The organism is Aeromicrobium sp. JP4 (assembly GCF_054957925.1).
The window spans coordinates 9,641-29,786 of the sequence record NZ_CM143290.1 but is presented as its reverse complement, the minus strand read 5'-3'; the positions used below and the strand labels follow the sequence as shown (position 1 = coordinate 29,786).

17 protein-coding genes are annotated in these 20,146 nt (G+C 64.6%); 1 reads left to right on the top strand and 16 read right to left on the bottom strand.

Annotation, left to right across the window (positions count from 1 at the left end):
- Positions 1 to 4 precede the first annotated feature (4 nt).
- The 11 genes from ACY1JX_RS00140 to ACY1JX_RS00090 form a co-directional block, all read right to left on the bottom strand.
- Entirely contained in the window at positions 5 to 1,426 is a 1,422-nt protein-coding gene (locus ACY1JX_RS00140) for an SCO6880 family protein (RefSeq protein WP_462564768.1), read from the bottom strand.
- Between the two features lie 44 nt (positions 1,427 to 1,470).
- Positions 1,471 to 2,742: a conjugal transfer protein TrbL gene (locus ACY1JX_RS00135; RefSeq protein WP_462564767.1), complete on the bottom strand. Its 1,272-nt coding sequence runs from the start codon at positions 2,740 to 2,742 to the stop codon at positions 1,471 to 1,473.
- A 12-nt stretch (positions 2,743 to 2,754) separates the two neighbouring features.
- Positions 2,755 to 3,057: a DUF6112 family protein gene (locus ACY1JX_RS00130; protein WP_462564766.1), complete on the bottom strand. Its 303-nt coding sequence runs from the start codon at positions 3,055 to 3,057 to the stop codon at positions 2,755 to 2,757.
- A 116-nt stretch (positions 3,058 to 3,173) separates the two neighbouring features.
- Positions 3,174 to 5,174, bottom strand: coding sequence for an AAA family ATPase (locus ACY1JX_RS00125; RefSeq protein ID WP_462564765.1), 2,001 nt, complete (start codon positions 5,172 to 5,174; stop codon positions 3,174 to 3,176).
- A gap of 112 nt (positions 5,175 to 5,286) precedes the next feature.
- Positions 5,287 to 5,580 carry a DUF6112 family protein gene (locus ACY1JX_RS00120; protein WP_462564764.1) on the bottom strand — a complete coding sequence of 98 codons (294 nt, stop codon included), beginning with the start codon at positions 5,578 to 5,580 and terminating at the stop codon, positions 5,287 to 5,289.
- Positions 5,581 to 5,597: 17 nt separating this feature from the next.
- Positions 5,598 to 6,665 carry a M23 family metallopeptidase gene (locus ACY1JX_RS00115; RefSeq protein WP_462564763.1) on the bottom strand — a complete coding sequence of 356 codons (1,068 nt, stop codon included), beginning with the start codon at positions 6,663 to 6,665 and terminating at the stop codon, positions 5,598 to 5,600.
- Between the two features lie 549 nt (positions 6,666 to 7,214).
- Positions 7,215 to 7,877, bottom strand: coding sequence for a hypothetical protein (locus ACY1JX_RS00110; RefSeq protein WP_462564762.1), 663 nt, complete (start codon positions 7,875 to 7,877; stop codon positions 7,215 to 7,217).
- Between the two features lie 35 nt (positions 7,878 to 7,912).
- Entirely contained in the window at positions 7,913 to 8,893 is a 981-nt protein-coding gene (locus tag ACY1JX_RS00105; RefSeq protein WP_462564761.1) for a ParB N-terminal domain-containing protein, read from the bottom strand.
- The gene (locus ACY1JX_RS00100; RefSeq protein WP_462564760.1) at positions 8,886 to 9,698 is read right to left on the bottom strand and encodes a serine/arginine repetitive matrix protein 2; all 813 of its coding nucleotides are present in this window, start codon (positions 9,696 to 9,698) and stop codon (positions 8,886 to 8,888) included. Before ACY1JX_RS00100 ends, ACY1JX_RS00105 begins: the two co-directional genes overlap by 8 nt.
- On the bottom strand, positions 9,695 to 10,063 hold the full coding sequence (locus ACY1JX_RS00095) for a hypothetical protein (RefSeq protein WP_462564759.1): 369 nt from the start codon (positions 10,061 to 10,063) through the stop codon (positions 9,695 to 9,697). The genes ACY1JX_RS00100 and ACY1JX_RS00095 overlap by 4 nt, the downstream gene beginning before the upstream one ends.
- Positions 10,060 to 10,980, bottom strand: a complete 921-nt coding sequence (locus tag ACY1JX_RS00090) for a bifunctional DNA primase/polymerase (protein WP_462564758.1) — start codon at positions 10,978 to 10,980, stop codon at positions 10,060 to 10,062. The genes ACY1JX_RS00095 and ACY1JX_RS00090 overlap by 4 nt, the downstream gene beginning before the upstream one ends.
- Before the next feature lie 715 nt (positions 10,981 to 11,695).
- Between ACY1JX_RS00090 and ACY1JX_RS00085 the strand changes: the two genes are divergently transcribed.
- Complete coding sequence (locus ACY1JX_RS00085; RefSeq protein ID WP_462564757.1) at positions 11,696 to 11,881, top strand: hypothetical protein; 186 nt, start codon at positions 11,696 to 11,698, stop codon at positions 11,879 to 11,881.
- Positions 11,882 to 12,057: 176 nt separating this feature from the next.
- Here ACY1JX_RS00085 and ACY1JX_RS00080 read toward each other — a convergent pair whose 3' ends face one another.
- Genes ACY1JX_RS00080 through ACY1JX_RS00060 form a run of 5 tightly spaced genes read right to left on the bottom strand, consistent with a single transcriptional unit; the run spans position 12,058 to position 20,066 of the window.
- Complete coding sequence (locus ACY1JX_RS00080; protein WP_462564756.1) at positions 12,058 to 13,275, bottom strand: PD-(D/E)XK nuclease family protein; 1,218 nt, start codon at positions 13,273 to 13,275, stop codon at positions 12,058 to 12,060.
- The gene (locus tag ACY1JX_RS00075; RefSeq protein WP_462564755.1) at positions 13,275 to 16,322 is read right to left on the bottom strand and encodes a type I restriction endonuclease subunit R; all 3,048 of its coding nucleotides are present in this window, start codon (positions 16,320 to 16,322) and stop codon (positions 13,275 to 13,277) included. The genes ACY1JX_RS00080 and ACY1JX_RS00075 overlap by 1 nt, the downstream gene beginning before the upstream one ends.
- Positions 16,319 to 17,563 (bottom strand): restriction endonuclease subunit S, encoded by a 1,245-nt coding sequence (locus ACY1JX_RS00070; RefSeq protein ID WP_462564754.1) that lies wholly within the window; start codon positions 17,561 to 17,563, stop codon positions 16,319 to 16,321. The genes ACY1JX_RS00075 and ACY1JX_RS00070 overlap by 4 nt, the downstream gene beginning before the upstream one ends.
- Positions 17,563 to 18,495 carry a DUF5655 domain-containing protein gene (locus ACY1JX_RS00065; RefSeq protein ID WP_462564753.1) on the bottom strand — a complete coding sequence of 311 codons (933 nt, stop codon included), beginning with the start codon at positions 18,493 to 18,495 and terminating at the stop codon, positions 17,563 to 17,565. The genes ACY1JX_RS00070 and ACY1JX_RS00065 overlap by 1 nt, the downstream gene beginning before the upstream one ends.
- Positions 18,492 to 20,066, bottom strand: coding sequence for a type I restriction-modification system subunit M (locus ACY1JX_RS00060; RefSeq protein ID WP_462564752.1), 1,575 nt, complete (start codon positions 20,064 to 20,066; stop codon positions 18,492 to 18,494). The genes ACY1JX_RS00065 and ACY1JX_RS00060 overlap by 4 nt, the downstream gene beginning before the upstream one ends.
- Positions 20,067 to 20,146: the final 80 nt, after the last annotated feature.

The following is a 20,146-nucleotide window of genomic DNA, read 5'->3' as shown; positions in this document are numbered from 1 at the left end:
CCGGTCAGACCGGTCGACACAGCGGCAGTGCGGCCGCGGCAAAAGCTTGGGCCTGTTGGCCCCATAGCCGTCGGGTTTCGCAGGAGGCCTGGATGGCGGCTTGCTCGATCTCGGCGACCGCCTGTTCGAGCGTTTCGGGGTCGGGTGCGCTGACGGCGATGAGCCCTGTGAGGCGCAGGATGCCGTGGCCGGCGGTGAGGTCGGCCTCCTGCTGCAGCACGTCCTGGTACTCGGCGGACTGTTGGGCGTCCTCGATCTGACCGATTCGTTGCCGCTGGGCGGCGTCGGAGATGTACTCGGTCTTCTTGCGGCGGATGTCGCGTGCCGCCTGATCCGTGCGCAACGGCGTGTAGAGCAGCGTGAAGGTGCGGCGGACACCAGACGACAGCAGGACCGGGGCCAAGAACCCCGGGTAGACCAGAGAGCGGGGCCACTCGCTGATCCACAGCACGCAGTGGTGGGCCGAGTCGCTGCGCAGGCTGGACCAGTCCTCACTGACCGCGACGGGGCCGGCAGTCGCCAGGTCACGACCGAGGGAGCCGTGGCGCTCGAGGGCGCCAGCCACGACCGGGTCGTACGCTGAGCGCAAGATGACCGCGAGGTCTCCCGGTTCGAGCCAGTTGCCGGGTGCCAGGTCCGCAGACCGAAGTGCCGCGGTCAGGGTCGACATCTCCTGACGCAGCACGGCCGCCGCGCCGCGGTTTCCGCCGCCGGCGGCACGGATGGCGCGGCCTGCGGCCTTGAGGTCGATCGAGATCGACACGGTGCTGGCGTGTCGCTCTCCCGCCGGACCGGCACGGTCGATCAGCTCGTCGTAGACCTTGGAGGTCCACGAGTCGTCGTGGCGGCCGTGCCGGGTCCACCAGTCGGCGAGTCCTCTACCGGAGTCGGGCAACGTTCGCTCGCAGACCTGGAGCGAGGCGATCCGGCCCGATCGGCAGGCGGTGGCCAAGACTCGACCCCACGAGGTGACGCGGCGGTGCTGTTCGGTCGGGTCGAGCAGGATGAACGCCGGATGTGCGACCCCGACGATGGCGGTCAAGGTAGCGGCGTGGGGGTCGTGGACCATCACGGCTCCGGTGTCCAGATCGACCCATTGGCGCAGGCGCGCGGCGTCCCCGGGCAGTGCCAAGGTTCCGGCCGGCCGTGGCCGGATGATCCGACGGCGGAACAGCAGCTGCCCGCCGCTGGCGCGCCAGCCCCAGATGACGACGATGGGCACCCACTCGATCAGCTTCCGTCCACCGACGCTGACGAACGCCAAGACCGCGCACACCGCAATCACGGGCGTCGCGACGAGGAGAGAGCTCGCTCCCCCGCTGTAGAGGCCAACCACCAGGACCGCAGCAGCGACGCCGACGACCACCAGTTGCGAGGTCGTGAGCCCGAGCAGCACCCCTCGCTGGCTCAGACGGGAGAACTTCACCGGTGCGAGCGCGCTCCCGCTAGTGGCAGGGGCGGTCATGCTGGTCAGCTCCCGCTTCCGGCGATGAGTGGATCTGCAGGTCGCGGCGGGCTCGGCGGCTCAGCCGGCGCCGGGGGTGGTTCGGCCGCCGATGATTGTCCTTCAGCCGCGTTGGCGACGGCTTTGCCGACTTTCGGTCCGGATGTCGCGGCTTCCTTCACGAGGAACCCGGCAACCGCCGGTCCACCAGCCGGACCCGCAGCACCGCTCGCCTTGCTGGCCCCGCCAACCGCGCCGCTCGCGCCAACCGGCTTGGGGGACGATAGAACCGGGCCCCCACCCCGGCTTCCCGATGAGGTGGGCCCGGTGAGAACCGCTTGAGGACTCCGACCTGATCCTCGACCCAGCGGGATCGGGACCGGCCGGTTGAGGGCGGACTTGGCCTCCTGTTCGGCCGACATCGCGTGGTGCATGTCGAAGCCGATGAAGCTGACCGCCTTGTAGGTCAGATAGGGAGCGAACCCGGCCATCAGCATCAGCACCACGCCGGAGATCGGTTCGCTGACCGACTTCAAGTCGGCATCGATCGGGGCCGACACCTGCGCAGTCGCGAGGAGGAAGAAGACCACCAGAACGACCTTCGACAAGATCAGCGCGATGACGAAGGTTGCCCATCGCCCGACCCAGCCGCGGGTGTGGTCCCAGCTCGCTCCTGCCAGGGCGATGGGTGCGAAGACGATCGCGATCAGCAGGAGTGCTTTGCGGATCAACAGACTGACCCACACGATGACCGCGGCTCCCAGCGCGAGCCCGGCAACGAGAATCGTGATCACCGCGCTGGCGCCCGGGGCGGCGATCTGCAGCGCTCCGATCCCTTTCGCCAGCATCGACACTCGGTCACCCATCTGGGTCATCGTGGTGCCGGTGGCGTGAACGATGCCGACGCAGAGCCGGTCGGTGACCTCGAGCGCGGTCCCAATCAGGGCCAGCGCAACGAACGAGCCCAAGACCGACTTGGCCAGCCCGAACACAGCGCGGCTCAACGCAGCCGGCTCGCGGCGGATCATGCCGCCGATGACCTGCAGCATGAAGAAGCCGAGCATCACGAACACGGCGACCCCGAACAAAATGCTGTAGACCTTCGTGAACTGGCCACTGGTCACGTCGACCATGGTGGTCGAGTCGAAGACCTGCCAGACGGCCTCGAACATCCAGCCGGCGGCGTTGGCCATCGACTCGGCCAGCCAGTCGAACGGTGCGGTCACCAACGTCCCCGCCGCATCGCCTGCCTGATCGCACACGGCGGAGATGACCGGCACCTCGCACACATCGACCATCGTCTTGCCTGCTCAGACGGCCTGGCCGACGTTCCAGAAGAAGTTCACGAGCGCGACGGACGCACCAGTGACGATCGCGGCGCCGAGTCCGACGAGCACGCCCACCTTGCCTCGTCCCGCCAGATGAGGATTCGACGAATTCGATCCCAATGCCCACACGATCGACGAGATGATCACGGCCAGAACAGCCAAGATCAGCCCGACGGTCATCGACGCGCCGACGATCGTGCTGAGCTGACCGATACCCGGCAGCCCACTGGAATTGGGTTCGATGTTCACGTCACGCGCAATCGCGTGCAGATTGATCGGTTTCACGGTGCCTCCTGCGGGTCTGTCTTACTGACTCACAGGTGCGCGGCGGCGATCCTCAGCACATGAACCGGACGCCGCTCGCCCTGTCACCCGGGTGGCTGCATCCCGAACCCGCGTCATCAACGAAGGCGGTGTGCAACTTTCGCCATGAGTCCCTTGAGTTCAGGGTGCGGAGTAGTTGCCTGCGCGACGGCGCCGAGGTTCTCCGGTGACAGGTCGGCTCCTTTGACCTTTCGCAGCCAGTCCTTGTATGCCTTACCGGACCGGTCCTTCATTGAAGCGGGGCTTCGACTCCATTCTCGCCGCAAGTCCGTCCAGGACGATGCGCCGTCTACGAGTTCGCCGACCGGCAGGTACTCGAGAACGTCCTTCATGGACATGCCGAGCGGGAAGAATCTCTGACTCACCCCCCGTGTGATCGCAGCCGTGAGCATCGGCTCGTAGACGTCTTTCCCGCTTCCCGGGATCTTGGCCATCCCCCGCTTGATGATGCCCGTCGCAGCCGACCGGCGACCCTCAATGACGGCGGCCTCTGCTTGTGCCCAGAGGTCGTAAAGCGGTTCGAGCGCGACGTCGTCAAGCACTGGCATCAGCAAGGCATCGCTCCGCTCGACGAGAAACTCCGAATCAAAAATCGACCAAAGATTTCTTGTTCCTCTCATCGCGAGGACAGCGACGCGGAGATCGCGGAGATCGGCGGCGAACCAACCTTCCAAGATTTGCTTGTCGTGCTCGCCCTCGACGAGAAGGTAGCCGCGGTCGAGGTGAAGTAGCGAGGAAGGCTGGAGTCCGACCGCAGCGAGTTCATGGATGGCCGCGCGGTCGAGCTCTGTAAGAGATCCGATGCCGCCGCGCGGGTTCTTTTCGATGTGGAAGACCTGGCCATGCCCGGCGTCGAGGAGCGAAGGGCTATGCGTGGCGAGGATAGGTCTAATCCGAGTCGAGCGCGCGAGTTTGAGGAGTCCTTCGGCCATGTGGGACTCGGCCGCACGGTGGAGTCCACGTTCCGGCTCGTCAAGAAGAACAAATGGCGCCGGGAGTTCAGAGGTCTGGTCGATGGGGAACGTCTCGGCGTCGATCCTCGTACCGAACTGAAGCGCGTCTTCGTTCGGCGCTGATAGAGCGATAGCGAGACGGGCCCACCGTGTTTCGGCATCGCTGAGGTTCGCTATCCGGCCTCCTGGACTGGCGCACCAATGCGGGGGCTCGGCCGCGATCCAGTCAGTGACGTCCCCCAAAACGACGCGGAGAACTGGCGGATCGAGAAGGAACCCTGCGAGAAGCTCATTCGCGCGGCCAGCCCAAAGCGTTACGAGAGTGGTCAGGCGCTGCAAGAACTCGTCCGTGGCCGATCGGAAATCTTCGGTGAACTCCCGGTCTGGCGCAATTGCCCGAATGCAGCCCTTGAGCATCGCATCGGGATCGGCGCTTTCGTCCGTGACCACCGTAGGGAACGGACTTTCGGAGACTGGCAGAGCCGCTTTGTTGTATCTATAGATTCCCCCGTAGCAGGCAAATCCATCAAGATTCGAGATCAACGATTCAAGGACGAATCGCTCATCCGTAGCCTCCATCCAAGCCTCGTAAGCCTCGTCCGCGTCTCTCTCGCCCTCGACGAAGGAGAGCATGTGCTGCTGGAGCACGTCCGCCCACGCATCGGCCGCCGGATCATCCGGGGCGGACGCCGGGTACATGGTCCACCGCGGCTCGACTGAGCCGACGGGTGCCAGCAAGGCGTGAGTCTTGTCGGTAACCGCCCCAAGAAGACCCCGCCAAGCGGCACTGACATTCCCGGGCAGGTCGAGCGCGTCAACCTCCTCTTCGGTAACGAGCGCTACAGATGCCTGCAAATCAGCCGGCCTCATATCGCCGACTGTGTCGTCTACGTAGACACGGGACAGGTCGCCCCGAACGAGCAGTGCAGTCGTAATGACGTCGAAATGATTGACGCCGTTTGGCTCCGTCCGGCCTACCAATCGACCGGTCAGAGTGGACTCGATCGATTCAAGCAGCAACGACTTCCCAGCCCCGTTCTGACCGTAGATCACCAACGTCCCGCCGTCATACTCCAAGAATCCGAGCCCTGGGTGTCTGAAGCCGACGATCTCAATTCCGGTCACCCGGGCAATCTAGTCCCCGCTTGAACCTCTTGGAGTGGAACGGCCCGACCACAAAGGCGCCTGACTGGAGAAATGACGTACTGGACTGACGCACCGTGATGGTGCTTGGGACCTACAGACCGGCACCCAGTTCGATGAGCCAGTTGGCCCACGCGAGGGCGAAGCCGAGCAGAGTCGCACCGCCCAATGCCACGAGAAGCCCGGTCTTGGCTTTCGATGCGGTGTGCCAGCTCCCGCTGGAGGATGCGAGTGCCCACACGGTGGCGCAGACGACGATCATCACGACGGCAGTCATCAGACCGTAGGTGAGCAAGGCTCCGACGATCTGGCCCAGTTGCGCTGAGCCACCGACCGCACCGAAGTCCGGTCCGACGCTCGAGAGAGTGGAAACGAGGCGACTGCTCATGTCACGCAGGTGTTCCTTCAGCTTGCGCGTGATGAGGCTGCGACGGTGACGTGCAGATGGTCATAGTGACCGCCTGTCACGGAGTTGGGGTCGAACATTCCTCCGCCGTTGTACGTCCGCCATCCTTCGGAGGCGCGCACGACGGACCAGATCTTGCGCTGCCAGATCAGGTACTCGACTCCGAGTTGAGTGGCGTTGGCCTTGAGCCAGTTCGTGACACGCCACCCGGCGTTGAGCGAGTCGCCCGCTGCGCGGGTACCGATCTGGTTGCCGAAGGTGCCGTCGCAGGCTCGGCCGGCCGCATGATCGTTCGTCGACGGTGAGCCGGCCCGCCAGCACGCCCAGCTCGATTCAGGGAACGTGGTCTCGAGCTGCCCGAGCACGTGAGCCATGCGCGCGGTGATCCGCCCGTCACCGGTCGGATCGTCGACGGATTGGCCCGGGTCCGTCCCGAGAAATCCGTCCGCGGTGTCCGGATGGCAGCCCGTAGCGGTCACTGCCGTCGTCTGGTCGAGCGAGGTGGCCCCGCGGCCGGTGAGCCACGGCTCGGGGTCGACAGGACGCTGAGCGGCGCCGCCGGGACGAACCTCGAAGTGCAGGTGAGGTCCGGCGGTGTATCCGGACATGCCGACGTCGGCGATGTGCTGGCCGGCGGCGACTCGGTCACCGGGTTGGACGTGGATCCCATCCGCATTCATGTGGGCGTATCCGGTCGCGACGGTGGAGCCGTTGACGGTGTGCTCGATCAGGATCAGGTTCCCAAACCCGGTTGCCGGGCCTGCGGACGCGACTCGTCCGTCGGCCGCCGCCAAGATCGGCGTGCCGGCCGGGGCGGCGTAGTCGGCTCCGGTGTGGAGTTTGTAGACGCCAGTAACGGGGTGGCGGCGCATCCCGAAACCGCTGGATCGCAGCCAAGTTCCGCTCGGGAGCGGGAACACGACCTGGCCGGTTTCGAGAACCGCGGCGGCGGCGCCTGTCGACCCGGTCAGTGTGTCGAGGATCTTCTCAGCAACGGGTTCCCACTCGGCGTACCTGTCAAGGAACCGGGACACCTCAACGGCCTGGGCTGCGGCGCCCTTGGGCATCGTCCGCCATCTGGGGATGTCGAGGAGTCCGCGGGGTGATCCGTGGTGGGGTCCGGTGGGTCCACCGAAGAAGGCTCGCGCTTGGAACCGCGGGTCCATCAGGTTGGCGACTGTCCCCCAACCGGTACTGGGTCGCATCTGGAACAGGCCGAGGCTGTCGTGGTCTCCCCCGTCCCCGTCGTTGGCGAAGGCGCCGGAGCTCGGATGGGCGCGGGTGTTCGCGAGCATTCGTAACCGCGATTCGGTGAGAGCGGCCATCAGCGCGACGATGATCCCGTCCCGGCCGACGTCGTCGACGTTCGCGCCGGTGCTGATGATCGTTGCTGCGTGCTGGAGCTGGTTTCGCTCCAGACGGACCGCGACCCCGTCACCGGTCATGGCGTCCAGGCGGTCCGGCACGGTCCCCACGCTGAGCCCAGAGGTGCCGGTCAGGCATGACGCTTGAGCCGCGGGGTTGAGCAGCACGCCAATGCCGAGGAAGAGCACTGCGGGACCAAGCAGCACTGCACCGACCAGGCCGACGATCAGAGCTCGCATGGTCCGCTCCCGCTAGTCCAACGGATCGTCGAGTCGTGACAGGCGCAGCAGGTGACACTGCGGGTAGGACGGACGGCAGACCATGAAGATCGTGAACGCCACCTCGTGTTCGGATGTCACGTGTTCTCCCTCCCAGACACCGGAACGATGGCGGACACCGTGGACGGTCTGGGCGCTCGTGCCGGGCGCCATGACTCCTGGGCCGGCTTGCTCGAGAGCGGTGCTCCACTGCGCCGGGACCCCGACCGAGTTCACGGTCAGCCACTGGCGCGTCTCGTAGTCGCGTAGGTCGGTCCATGCCTCCTGGCTCGGCAGGTAGTTCGTGAGGTCGGCGATCAACCCGGGTGTGGACTCGCCCGTGGGATCGGCCATTGGCACGAACGGCTCAACCAGAGCAGCGGGGCCGGTGTCGACGCGGGTGTCCCAGGTGAAGATCTTTGTCGTTACCGCTCGCGCGAACTCTTCGGCGTCGTCGGTACGCACGATCGCGGCTGCGGTGGTCGCGGCGTTGGTCGGGGCCGAAGCAGCAGCTCGATTCGTCGGTTCGGTGACCTGGGTCGAGGAACTCTTGGGGCCTGAAGCGAAGGCGAGCCACACGGCGCTGGCCAGGAGTCCGGTGGCCAGCACGAGAATGCCGACGACAGCGGCGCGGGAAGGTATGGGGCGTCTTGTCATGAGCATGAGTGGGCCTCCGCTTGAGGTGTCACAACTCAGGTGGACGCCGAGGTGCGCAAGTCCTCGACCTCGCGCGCGAAGGTGTTCATCTCTTGCAGGACCTTCTCGAAGAGTTGCCAGTCGTCGTCCCTGACCTCCCGGGCAATCTGTTCTGCGTCGTAGTGGTCGGTCCAGCCGAGCATCTCCGCCCACAGGAGCACGAACGACCGGGGTGTGCGCTTGCGGACGGCGGCTGCGGCGGCTCGCTTCTCTCGATTGCGCCGCATGCGTTCGCGCCTTTCCGCTTTCGCGATCTCGAGAGCCTCCGCCGCGGCGTGGTCGAAGTCGGCGTCCGGGTCCGGTCGGTTCGCTGCAGCTTCGGCCACGGCCCGGACTCGCTGGTAACCCGGATCAACGGGCGCGCCGTTGCGAATTCGTTCGAGTTCGTCCTCCGCGACCCGGCGCACGTCCTGCGGCTGGTCGCGGTCGGCCGCGATCCGCTCCATCCGCAGGATCTGCTCGAGCTGGCTGTAAGACGCCCGGTGGGTGACGAACTCAGCAGCTTGGTGCCGTACGTCTCCGTGACCTCGCTGCGGTGCCGGTGATTCACCGGCACCGTCGTGACCTGCGCAAACGCCGTTCGCCGTGGCGAACTGCGATGCTCGCCGACGTCGGTCAGCGTCCTCCTGCATGACCTTCTTGACCTCGTCATAGAGCCGGGCAGCCTCAAGCGCCGTCAACGGCTTGTGCAGCACATTCTCGTCGCGCTCGGCCAAGAGCCGGGTCAAGCCTGAGGACAGGCCAGGACGCACCCACACACGAACAGCCCGCCAGCCCAGCTGCTTCACGGCCTCGAGCCGCCGGTAGCCGCAGATCAGCACGCCCTCCGGCGTGATCGTGATCGGCTGGAGCAGTCCCACCCGCTCGATCGAGGCGATCAACGGGCCCAGATCGCCGGGGTCTCGACGATGCCGAATGCCGACCTCGATCGCATCGACGCGACGCTCGGCTTCGAGATGGCCGGCCGGCTCAGGCATGCGTCTCACCTGCCACCGATGGACAGGCCGCCGCGATCATGCTCGTGAGCGTCTCGTCGGCACCGAGCTCGTCCAGGTCCTCGCCCAGACACAACCGCAGCAAGAGTCCCCGCCCTCGGCGAGTTCCTTCGTAGTCGCGCCGCGGGTCCCCCAGCACCAACCGCAGCACGGTGATCCACGCGGTCTGGTCCAGCTCGAGGGACTCGCGTCCCTTGGCGTCGCGACGGAGTCGTCCGTAGGCGACTCGTCGATCACCGATCGTGCTGAGAGCGGCGCAGATGTGCTCGATGGTCATGCGGGCGCAGCCGTCGTCCCAGCCGTTCTCGACGAACAGCGTGATGGCCGCCGTGACGGCTGTCGACGCGGTCGTCGGCGCGTTCGGATCCGGAGGTGTCGGTGCGTGCAGCGACGGGTGGAAATCAGTCAGCGGGTTCTCCCGCTCGCTGAACCGCTCCGGGTCGTGGAAGGAGACCACGTCAGCGCGCCGCGCGTGCTGATTCGAGATCATCAGGCCCTGAGCTCTGGCCTCGTAGATGAGACTCAGCTGGACCGCGCGGGTGATCACCGCCCACGTATCGTTCGCGACCCGGGCGGCACGGGTCCGCATGACCTCGAACGCCGCGTATGCGGCGTCCGCTGGCTCGAGTCCGTACTTGTTCGCCAAGGCCGCGTACTTGGTGGTCAGGAACTCGATGAGGTCCGCGACCTCGGACTCCTCCTGCCAGGCCCGCTCCCCCGAGTACGCCAGGCGCAGGAGGAGGAACCGCAGACCCTCGGTCGATTCCAGGTCCAGTTGCTCGCTCACAACGACCAACTCCGATCCGTGCTGCCGTTCGGGATTCCCGGGACGGGTGCGGTGGTGCTTCTGCGTGTTACGGCCGCGCGGGTCTTCGAGACGGCCGCGCCCGGCGCCCGGCGTGCTCGACGCGTCAGCTCGGCTTGCAGATCGATACCGCGGCGCACCGCCGGTGAGCCGACCACCGTCGCCAGCTCACTGACGCGCACCCACGTCACCGAGCGACCACCAACCTTGTTCGGTGTCGGCGCGGTCGGCAGGTTGCGGGACGGGTCCCCGTGCACCGCCAACGCCGCCACCTCCGGTGAATCCGGTGGGTCGACATCACGAGCCTTCCGGTCGAGGTGCCTCGCGTACAACTGGTCGCTGTTCACAGCCCTACCCCTTCCACTGCTCGAAACTGGCGAGTCGGCGCCGTGCAGGGCACGGATCGCGATCGGGTGCGGTACGCCGAGCCGATTGTGGTCAGCGACTCGGATTCGCTCAGGCCCGCCTCGCGGGCCGCTGGAACCAGGACGGATGCGGTTGCGTTGATGTCGTGGCCTCCCTCGCGCATGCGGTTCGCCGCCCAGAACAGGCCGCTGTTGCGCCCGCCCTCCGGGATCGAGGCCACCCATCGGGCCAGCCGCTCCGGGCGCGCACCCACCGGCGGCAAACCCGAAGGCCGGGGAGCCGACCGCGGTGGGTCAAGGAACGCGCGCAGCGCGCCGGCGTCGACCGGCCGCGGCTCGTGATCCTCCGCGACAGCGATCGTCCGGTAGACCCCGCCGACGCCGTCCGCGTCGGCAACCGCCGACGGTGGCACGATGATGTAGCCGCCATCGCCGCGAAAGTCGACGTGTGCGCTCGGGACCTGCCACGAGCGTTGCTCGCGAGCTGACTCGACCGGGAAGTACGCATGCACCCCGCCGGACGGTGTCCGCACCAACCAGGACCAACCCGACACGAGATCGGCTCGCCTCGCGCGCTCGAACGCAGTGAAGCCCGAACCGGCCGGATGCACGTCCACGTCGACGACGTCGACGCCCGAGCGACCGCCCGTCGGGATCGCGATGTTCGCGTCCGGCCAGCGGGTCCACCACACGGCGGCCGCGGCGACATCCGCGCTCGCGTCCTTGAAGCCGTGTGGCGTCAACGGGCGCTTGCCACCCGAAACACAGGGGAACACGGGAATCCGACGACTCAGCAGCAGGCCCACCGCGGCTAGCTGACCCTCGGCGTCGCCCAGAGCACGGCATAACCCCGGTGTCCAACGGGGCTGCGACAGAACGCGCGGATCGCTCGTGCTCATGCCATCGAATGTGCACCCGAAAAAGCGGACACCCCCGTGCGGACGCCCCCGGACACCCACCCCGTCCGGGGCGTCCGGTCACGCGTTTGCGCAGGTCAGAGGGCGTCCGCAAAATTTCTCAAGAAGTCCTTCAAGCGCGCTATGCGAACGCCACCGGACACCCGTCATGGACATTCGTCTGACACCTGCACCCGAGATCCTGCTCACTCTGAGAGGAACCAGATCGGCCAACTGATGACCAGCGACGTACTGGCGGATCCAGACGGCCAATCAAGGATTGCCCGTTCACCGACTCGTGGTCTCGGACGCCCATCTGCGGGAGCGGTTCGGGCTCGATGTGGCCAATGACCGTCGGTTTCTCCCCGTTGGGAACGGGGTCCGGCGAGGTCGAAGACGTTGAGGCACGAGACCTGAGTTCGATATCCACGCTTGGTTGCGAAAGCTGACGGGTTGACGCCTGCATCGCCCCAAGAAGAGCAAACGACGGCTCCACGACGCCGCGGTGTGGAGGCGTGGTGAAGCCCGTCTCGTCTGTCGCTGAAGGTCTGGCGTCAGTCTGATCACGCCACAGGCGAGTCCCGTGCGTCCGAGTCGAGTTCCCGGATGAGCCGAGGCCGTCGCTAGGACTCGTCTACCCATCAGCCAAGTGGCTGACACTAGTCATCCGGCGCCGTTAACGTGGTCACGACGTCAATCTGAAGGAGCGCCGATCGCTATGGGAATTGCAGACAGCGGCAACCTGTTTGCCACAACGCGGAGCAACCAGATCTCAAAGAAGGCCGCGAAGGCGCAGGCAGCCGCCCACGCCGAAGCAGCAGAGCGCGACCTGTTGGTTCTTCAGCACATCGCCGCACAGACCGAGATCCTGACCGAGATCCGTGACCTCCTGAAGAAGCAGTGACGCGGCACAAGAATCGAGTAACTCAAGCGGCACGGGTCTGCTGCCGAGCGACGGCCGTCTGACCCTGTCTTAGCGATGCCAACTCGGCTACGTTCCGGCGCAACCATGCCAATCGGGGAAACGGCCAGCTCTGCCGCCCTCGAAGCTCAGCTTCGGCGGGACCGCCCATACTCGCACTAGTCCAAGGGTTCGAGGACCCTCAGGAGGATGGCGTCCCGCAACCGCTCATCGTCGGGAGACAGACCGTCGAGAACCTCACTCAGGGTCACGTCCGTCTGCACGATCCTCTCGATGCTCTCGCCACCAGCGGCATGAATCGTCACGAACACCCGCGAATAGTCAGGGTCAGCCAGTGGCTGCGGAACTCGGTCGTTCTCGATGACGGCGGTGGGTCCGAACTCGAGGAAGATCGTCGGTCGACCATCGCCACGCTGCAACTCGATGCACCACTCCCACTGTCCGACGAACCTCGTGAGCACGGTCTCCACGCGTCCGCTGGCGACGGCGTGGTTCACCTGTTCCATCAGGGTGGTGCGGGCGAAGGTGCGTAAACCGGCTTTGATTTTGGCGAGGACCTTGCGGCTTTCGTCGAACTGCCGGCGCGCGTGCTCGGCGACGAGGTCAGCGAATTCCTGCGCTGCTCGGTCCTGGGGCCGGTACCCGTAACGAGCGGACTCTCCGGTCTCGCACATGGTCTGGATGAAGGAGATCTGGTCGTCGACGTTCACGGCCGCTGGACCTTCCACGAAATGTTGTGTCATTTGCTCGATGAAGAGGAGTTGGTCGGGGTTTCTCGTGCGCCAGGACGAGTCTCGAGCGATGTGGGCCTGCAGGTCGCCCAGGATCTCGGCGTAGGTCACGACGACGGCGTTCTCCCAGCCGTCTCGTTGCAGCTGGCTCTCCCGGCGATGGCAGAGCAGCACGACCGCGGCGGCTCTTCCGGAGGTCGCTCCGTGTGTGAGGTATCGGTGGTAGTTGTGACCATGCCCGTCCGAAGTGCCGTAGTTCTCGATGACGACGGCTGCATCGGGTCGCGACAGGACGATGTCGGCGATGTCCATGCCGACGTTGCCGGCTGAGACCTCGTGGCCGCCTCTGGTGTCGACTTCCTGGGCTACGCGATAACCGGTAGCAGGGAGGCGCAGTTCCTCGGTCAGACCTTCATTCACTCTCTCGAGCATGAGCCGTTGGAAGACGTCTCCCAAGTGATGAGTCGCATCGGGAGTGAGCAACCAGGCGAAGACGTTGGAGAGCTGCTTCTCGTGGGTGCCATGGTGCATCACGCGGAAGACATTGAACTGCTCAGCCAGACTTCGTGAGAGGGCGGGGATGAGCGTCGTGACGACTCGGTTCATGCCGCTCGCGCGGTCGCGGTCGCTCTCGGGAAGTGACATCAGATCAGGCCGGCGTAGCGTTCGAAGAACTCGACGATCTTCCCCAGGACCCGCTGCTTCCTCGCTCCGTGATCGTTCCCCTTCGAGAACCGGGAGGCCGGCGGCAGGATCTTCGTGATCGCGGTGCCCGTGATCGGCACCGAGCCGTCGCGGAACGCTTCGGTGACGAACGCCCGTGCCTCCTCGCCCTTGAGCGCCTCGGTCGTGATGATCGCGTTGAGCTCGGTGTCGCGGCGCTGGGTGATGAAGGCGCGCCAGTCGTCGCCGACGTCATCGCTGACCGACTGGGAGTCGACGAAGTCCAGGATGAGATCGCGCTTGTTGCGCAACGTGGGACTGGCATCGACGGCCATCTCGATGTCGACCGCGAACGTGGCGTGATCGGTCTTGCCGTACTTCGTCTCGCGCCATTGCCTGACGAGATTGAGGACATAGTCGATGTTCACCTCGACCTGCTTCACGAGCTCGATCTCGAACACCACGTCGTCGAGGAACGACTCCTTCTCGGTCGCCTCCCGTCTGCGGTGCTTCTCCCACAGGCTGTTGTAGAGGCTGGTGTAGTTCTGCAGGTCCCGCGGCGCGAGCGTCTCGTCGTCGGCGAACTCGTCGAACGAGGTGAGGATGTTGCGCAGGCGCAGGATCTCACCGAAAAGCTGCACGAACTGTTTCTCGGCCACTTCGCCGTAGGGCTCGTCCCCCGGCGGCGTGGACTCCAGGAGCTGACCGGCAACCTTCGCGTACGCGTCGCGGTAGTGCTCGTAGGACTCCAGCAGCACCACCCCACGCGCATCGCGGTTGCCGAACAGAGCCAGGGCGTCGTTCACCGCGCCTTCCAGGTTGCGGAAGCAGACGATGTTGCCGTAGGCCTTCACCGAGTTGAGGATCCGATTGGTTCGACTGAACGCTTGAATCAGCCCGTGCGACCTGAGGTTCTTGTCCACCCACAGCGTGTTGAGGGTGGTCGCGTCGAAGCCAGTGAGGAACATGTTGACCACGAGCACGAGGTCGACGTCGCGTTCCTTCACCCGCTTCGCGAGGTCCTTGTAGTAGTTCTCGAACTTCGCCGACGACGTGTCGTACGACGTCCCGAAAGTCGCGTTGTAGTCACCGATCGCACGCTCCAAGAAGTCACGCGACGACCCATCCAGCGCCTCGGCGTCCATCGCCTCGTCGCTGAGAAGGCCACCGTCCTCGACCTCCTCGTTGGCCGCATAACTGAAGATCGTGGCGATCTTCAACGGCTGATACGCCGGGTCGGCGGCCTGACGCGCAGCCTGCTGCTTCGCGAACTCCAGGTAATAGGCCTTGAGCGCCGGGATCGACGCGGTGGCGAACATCGAGTTGAAGCCACGGACCCGCTTCTCCCCCAACGCGTAGCCCTTACCGCGCATCGTCTTGGCATCGAAGTGGTCCAGGACGTAGGTGACGACCTTGGCGACGCGCTCGGGAGCCATCAGCACCTCTTCGGTGTTGATCGCCTCGACATCCATGTCCGCGACGTGGTCCGCCACCCGAACCGTGTTCTGGTACGACACCCGGAACGGCAGCACGTTTCCGTCGTTGATGGCGTCGACAATCGTGTACGTGTGCAGCCGGTCACCGAAGACCGCCTCGGTGGTGTCGAGCTTCGCGCCCGTCGCGTTCTCCGGGAAGATCGGCGTCCCCGTGAAGCCGAACAGGTGGTAGCGCTTGAACGCCCGGCGGATCGCCGCGCCCATGTCGCCAAACTGGCTGCGGTGGCACTCGTCGAAGATCAGGACGAGATGCCCGGAGTAGATCTCATGGCCCTTGTTGCCCTCGATGAAGTTGGAGAGCTTCTGGATCGTGGTGACGATGATCCGAGCGTGGGGATCCTGCAGCTGCCGCTTGAGCTCGGCCGTCGACCTCGACCCATTGACCGATTCCTTCTCGAACCGGTTGTACTCCAGCATCGTCTGGTAGTCGAGATCCTTGCGGTCGACCACGAACAGCACCTTGTCGATGCCCTCCATCCGCGACGCGAGCTGCGCAGTCTTGAACGACGTAAGGGTCTTGCCCGACCCCGTGGTGTGCCAGATGTAACCGCCCGCCGCGGTGCTGCCCAGCTGCTTGGCGTTCGTCGAGGTGACAATCCGTTGCAGGATCCGTTCGGCAGCGACGATCTGGTACGGCCGCATCACCAGCAGGGTGCGCGAGACGTCGAAGACGCAGTACTTCGTCAAGATGTTCAGCAGGGTGTGCTTGGCGAAGAACGTCTTGGTGAACGCAGTCATCTCACCGATGCGCTTGTTGTTGGCATCGGTCCACCAGGACGTGAACTCGAATGTGTTCGACGTCTGCTTCTTGCCGCGCCTGCCACCTTCGGACTCAGCGATCCGCCGGGCCCGCGTGGTGTTGGCGTAGTACTTCGTCTGAGTGCCATTGGAGATGACGAACAGCTGGACGTACTCGAAAAGCCCAGCATCAGACCAGAACGACTCGCGCTGGTAGCGGCTGATCTGGTTGAACGCCTCCTTCAGCGCCACCCCGCGCCGCTTGAGCTCCACATGCACCAGCGGCAGCCCGTTGACCAGGATCGTGACGTCGTAACGGTGCTGCCGGGCGACGCCGGCACCTTCACCGGTGGTCTCGTACTGGTTGATGACCTGGAGCCGGTTGTTGTGGATGTTCGACTTGTCGATCAGCTTGATGTTCTTGCTGGTGCCGTCATCGCGCAGGAGGACCTGGATCGGGTCCTCCTGGATCTTCGCCGTCTTCTCGACGATGCCCTCGTTCTTCGACGCCACCTTTTCGGTGAAAAACCGGTCCCACTCAGCGTCACTGAACATGATGCCGTTGAGGATCTCCAGCTGGGCGCGCAGGTTGGCCACCAGGTCGGCAGACGAGGCGATGACGAGACGCTCGTACGCCTGCGCTTGAAGCCGCTGGATGAAGTCGGCCTCGAGCTGCGCCTCGGACTGGTAACCCCGTGAGCTCGCGGGCTCAGGCGTGTACGCCGCCACGACCGTCGACTCGTCCGTGACCGCGATCGGCTCATAGCGAAGCGCGGAATCGGGGGCTTCGGTCATGCCGCATCCGACCACTCAGGGAAGGTCAGGAGCTTGTCGCGGTAGTACTCGTACTGCTGACGGCGGGCAGCGATCTCGGCGGGGAGGCCGACTGACAGGTCATTGACCAAGGCATCGAACCTGTCGAGGATCGCGACGATTCGGGACTGCACGTCCAGCGGGGGGACCGGGATCGGATAGTCCTTGATGAGGCCTACATTCAGGTCCGAGCGGTTTCCTTGGCCGCGGGAGCGGAGATCGTCGTACATGTGAACGAGCCAGTAGTAGACGAAGCGGTGATTCGCCTGAGACTCATCGACCTCAAGATTGCAACAGTGCTGGTTCGTGGTCAACGCGATCTTGTTGACGGCTGCTCGACCTCGCGTAACGCCTGCGCCCGAAATCGCTACGATGACGCTGTTGGGCCTCACCCACTTTGCCGACGAGTTCGCGAGGCCCGCCTCCGTGATGAGCACGTCGGTCCGATGAATGTCCCGATAATCCACCTCCTTGGTTCGGAGCCAAGGAATGGACCCGCCGTAGTAGTCAGCGCGGGTAGCCAAGGGAGTTCCGCCGGAGAAGACCCTCTCGCACACGCCCCCGACCGTGGACCAGCGGACTTCCTCTCGACTATCGAAGTCGAGCATTCGGTCACGGTAGTACTCGTACTGACCTGAACGGGCTTGCAGCTCCGCTTGCAGCTCCGCTTGCAGCTCCGCTTGCAGCTTTTCCATCTTTTCGAGGACCGAGGCTATCTCGCGCTGGATCTCCATCGGAGGGACAGGGACACGGATTCGCGCCACGTCGGTCATCTTGATGTCCTTGACCTTCGTGCCGGTGACAAACCTTCGCTTCTGGACTTCGAACTGCTCGGTTTGGAAGTAGTAGGCCGCGTACATGGGGTCGAGGGCGTGCTTGAAGACGCACGAGTGACCGCCGATGGCGATGTCGGTGTTCCCCAGCCACGCGACCGCAGTGCAGACGTCCTCGATGTTTTCACTGGTGGTGGTCACCACCAAGTCACCTGGTGAGGCTTTCTTCAGGCTCACCGCCAGCGATGGAGTGATGAACGACTTCGTCTCTGTGGTCGAGGTGCCGTAGTACGTGTAGATCTGCCCGTAATGGATGCAGGGGACGCCCTCCTCGACGAAATCCTTCTTCTGCAGTCCGTTACCGCGAATGAACTCGCCCAGTTCACCCAACGTTTTGAACTCCACCCCGTTTGGGCACATCGCAGCGATGAGCTCGTCGATCGTGCTCATCAGTTCGCCTCGTAGCTCTGCTGAATGAGTGGGAGGGCGCGGCTCAAGGTGGCGGAGTCGGTGATCGTGAGCTCCAGGTCGCCGGTCCCCATGTGTCCCACCTTGGTCACGTCGCGGCTGAAGCCGGGTTCAAGGGTTACGGTCATCGGATCAACCTTCACGAAGACGAGAAGCTTGTTGGCCTGCGAGTACGCCTCGACAGAGGCGAAGTTCTTGAGGCGGCGGAAGGCCACGTAATACTTCGTCATCTTCATGGTGATGTCGTCGCCGAGGGCCTCAATCTGGGTGCGCAGCTCCTCGTAAAGGTCGCGGAGCTCCTTCGGTGACTTCGCAAGGTCGTCCTGAACGGTCGGGTACTTGTTCGTCCCCATGGAGGGGTTTGGGGTGGACAAGGTCGGGGCCATCGTCGCAGCCCTGCTGGCCGCCACGGCCGTCGAGGCGACGAGCTCCAGGGCCAGTAGTTCGTCGTTGAAGAGCTGGTAGCGCACAAGTTCGATGGACCGGCCCATTTGGCGGATGGCGTGCTCGTCGTAGCGCGTGAAGTCGTTGGCTACGCAGACAAGCCGGGGGCTGGTGAAGTCGATGGTGTCAGCGGCGTCCGTGCCGAGCTTGCTCATCACCAGGACTGTGAAGTCGCCTTGGTGGTCCATAAGCCAGTCAAGGTAGAAGAGGCCCTGGTTGATGACGTTGTCCGAGATGTTGCGCTTGTACTCGAAGATGACGGGAGTGCCGTTCTCGTCGATCCCGATGGAGTCCATCCGACCACCGTGGACCGGGCCGGTGCTGAACTCCGTGTCGAGGAGGCGCACCCCGAAAAAGGTCTTCATGTTGTTCTCGACGATGCGCTGCAGGTCCTTCTCCAGCCGCGATGCCGCTGCTGGTAGCTCGACGGCTGGCGTGGCATCGATCTTGTAGAGCTTGAGATCGCTCACGCGCCCTGACCTTCCAACTCGGCGACGATCGCGTCGATCTCGGTGCGCAACCTCGCCTGGTTCGCCACGATCCGGACGATCTCACGATTCAACTCGGTGATGTCGACAGGGACCCGGGTGTCCTCGGCCTCGACATAGGAACTGACGGCGATGTTGTAGTTGTTCTCCACGACCACGGCATGGTCGACGAGCGTCGCGAAGTGGGCGACGTCGTCCCGCGCCGTGTAGGCATCGAGGATCTTCTGCTGGTGATCGTCGGTGAGCTTGTTCTTGTTGCCCTGGCGGGTGAACTCCGCTGAGGCGTCGATGAAGAGCACCTTGTTGTCGGTCTTCGACTTCTTCAGCACCATGACGCAGGTGGCGATCGTGGTGCCGAAGAAGAGGTCCGGCGGGAGCTGGATCACGGCGTCGACGTAGTTGTTGTCGATCAGGTACTTGCGGATCTTCTGCTCCGCGCCACCGCGGTAGAGCACGCCGGGGAACTCGACGATCGCGGCGGTGCCGTCGACGGCGAGCCAGTGAAGCATGTGCATCGTGAAGGCGAGGTCAGCCTTCGACTTCGGTGCAAGCACACCGGCCGGGGCGAAGCGCTCATCGTTGATGAGGAGCGGATTGGCGTCGCCCTCCCATTTGATGGAGTAAGGCGGGTTGGAGACGATCGCTTCGAACGGCTCGTCGTCCCAGTGGGCCGGGTCGATCAAGGTGTCGCCATGCGCGATGTCGAACTGCTCGTAGTTGATGTCGTGCAGGAACATGTTGATCCGGCACAGGTTGTAGGTGGTCAGGTTGATCTCTTGGCCGAAGAAGCCCTTGCGGACTCCACCGGGCAGCACCTTGTTGAACTGCAGCAGCAGCGACCCGGAACCGCAGGCGGGGTCGTACACCTTGTTGACCTCGGTCTTGCCGACCACGGTGATCCGCGCGAGGAGTTCGGAGACCTCCTGGGGCGTGTAGTATTCGCCGCCGGACTTGCCGGCGTTGGCGGCATACATGCCCATCAGGTACTCGTAGGCGTCCCCGAACGCGTCGATCGTGTTGTGGGTGAAGCCGTCGTTGCCGAAGTCCAGCTCCCCAATCGCGTCGAGCAGCTTGACCAGCTTCTCGTTTCGCTTGGCCACGGTCGGCCCGAGCTTGCCGCTGTTGACGTCGAGGTCTGCGAAAAGACCCTTGATGTCGTCCTCGGAATCGGCGCCGACCGCCGAGGCTTCGATTTTGGTGAAGACACGCGAGAGGGTCTCGTTGAGGTTCTCGTCGGTCCGGGCCCGCTCGCGGACGTTGGCGAAGAGGTCAGAGGGCAGGATGTAGAAGCCCTTCTCCTTAACCGTCTCCTCGCGACCGAACTCCGCCTCGGCGTTCGGAAGCTGGCGGTAGTCGAAGTCGGCGTTCCCGGCCTGGCGCTCAGCCTCGTTGAGATAGGCGGTGAGGTTCTCGGAGATGAAGCGGTAGAACAGCATCCCCAGGACGTAGGTCTTGAAGTCCCAGCCGTCGACGCTGCCGCGCAGGTCGTTGGCGATCCGCCAGATGGTCTTGTGAAGCTCTGCGCGCTCGGTTTCCTTCGTCCTGTGACTCACGGGGTCATTGTCGCAGGCGCTCGGGGACAGATTTGCGAACCTCGACGGTTCGTAGCCGTCGCCCTGGCGACGCTCCTGCG

Excerpts from the sequence above, each read along its gene's own strand:
- ACY1JX_RS00135 (WP_462564767.1), bottom strand. The coding sequence starts at position 2,742 with ATGGTCGATGTGTGCGAGGTGCCGGTCATCTCCGCCGTGTGCGATCAG.
- ACY1JX_RS00120 (WP_462564764.1), bottom strand. The coding sequence starts at position 5,580 with ATGAGCAGTCGCCTCGTTTCCACTCTCTCGAGCGTCGGACCGGACTTC.
- ACY1JX_RS00115 (WP_462564763.1), bottom strand. The coding sequence starts at position 6,665 with ATGCCCAAGGGCGCCGCAGCCCAGGCCGTTGAGGTGTCCCGGTTCCTT.
- ACY1JX_RS00110 (WP_462564762.1), bottom strand. The coding sequence starts at position 7,877 with ATGACAAGACGCCCCATACCTTCCCGCGCCGCTGTCGTCGGCATTCTC.
- ACY1JX_RS00105 (WP_462564761.1), bottom strand. The coding sequence starts at position 8,893 with ATGCCTGAGCCGGCCGGCCATCTCGAAGCCGAGCGTCGCGTCGATGCG.
- ACY1JX_RS00090 (WP_462564758.1), bottom strand. The coding sequence starts at position 10,980 with ATGAGCACGAGCGATCCGCGCGTTCTGTCGCAGCCCCGTTGGACACCG.
- ACY1JX_RS00085 (WP_462564757.1), top strand. The coding sequence starts at position 11,696 with ATGGGAATTGCAGACAGCGGCAACCTGTTTGCCACAACGCGGAGCAAC.
- ACY1JX_RS00080 (WP_462564756.1), bottom strand. The coding sequence starts at position 13,275 with ATGTCACTTCCCGAGAGCGACCGCGACCGCGCGAGCGGCATGAACCGA.
- ACY1JX_RS00075 (WP_462564755.1), bottom strand. The coding sequence starts at position 16,322 with ATGACCGAAGCCCCCGATTCCGCGCTTCGCTATGAGCCGATCGCGGTC.
- ACY1JX_RS00070 (WP_462564754.1), bottom strand. The coding sequence starts at position 17,563 with ATGAGCACGATCGACGAGCTCATCGCTGCGATGTGCCCAAACGGGGTG.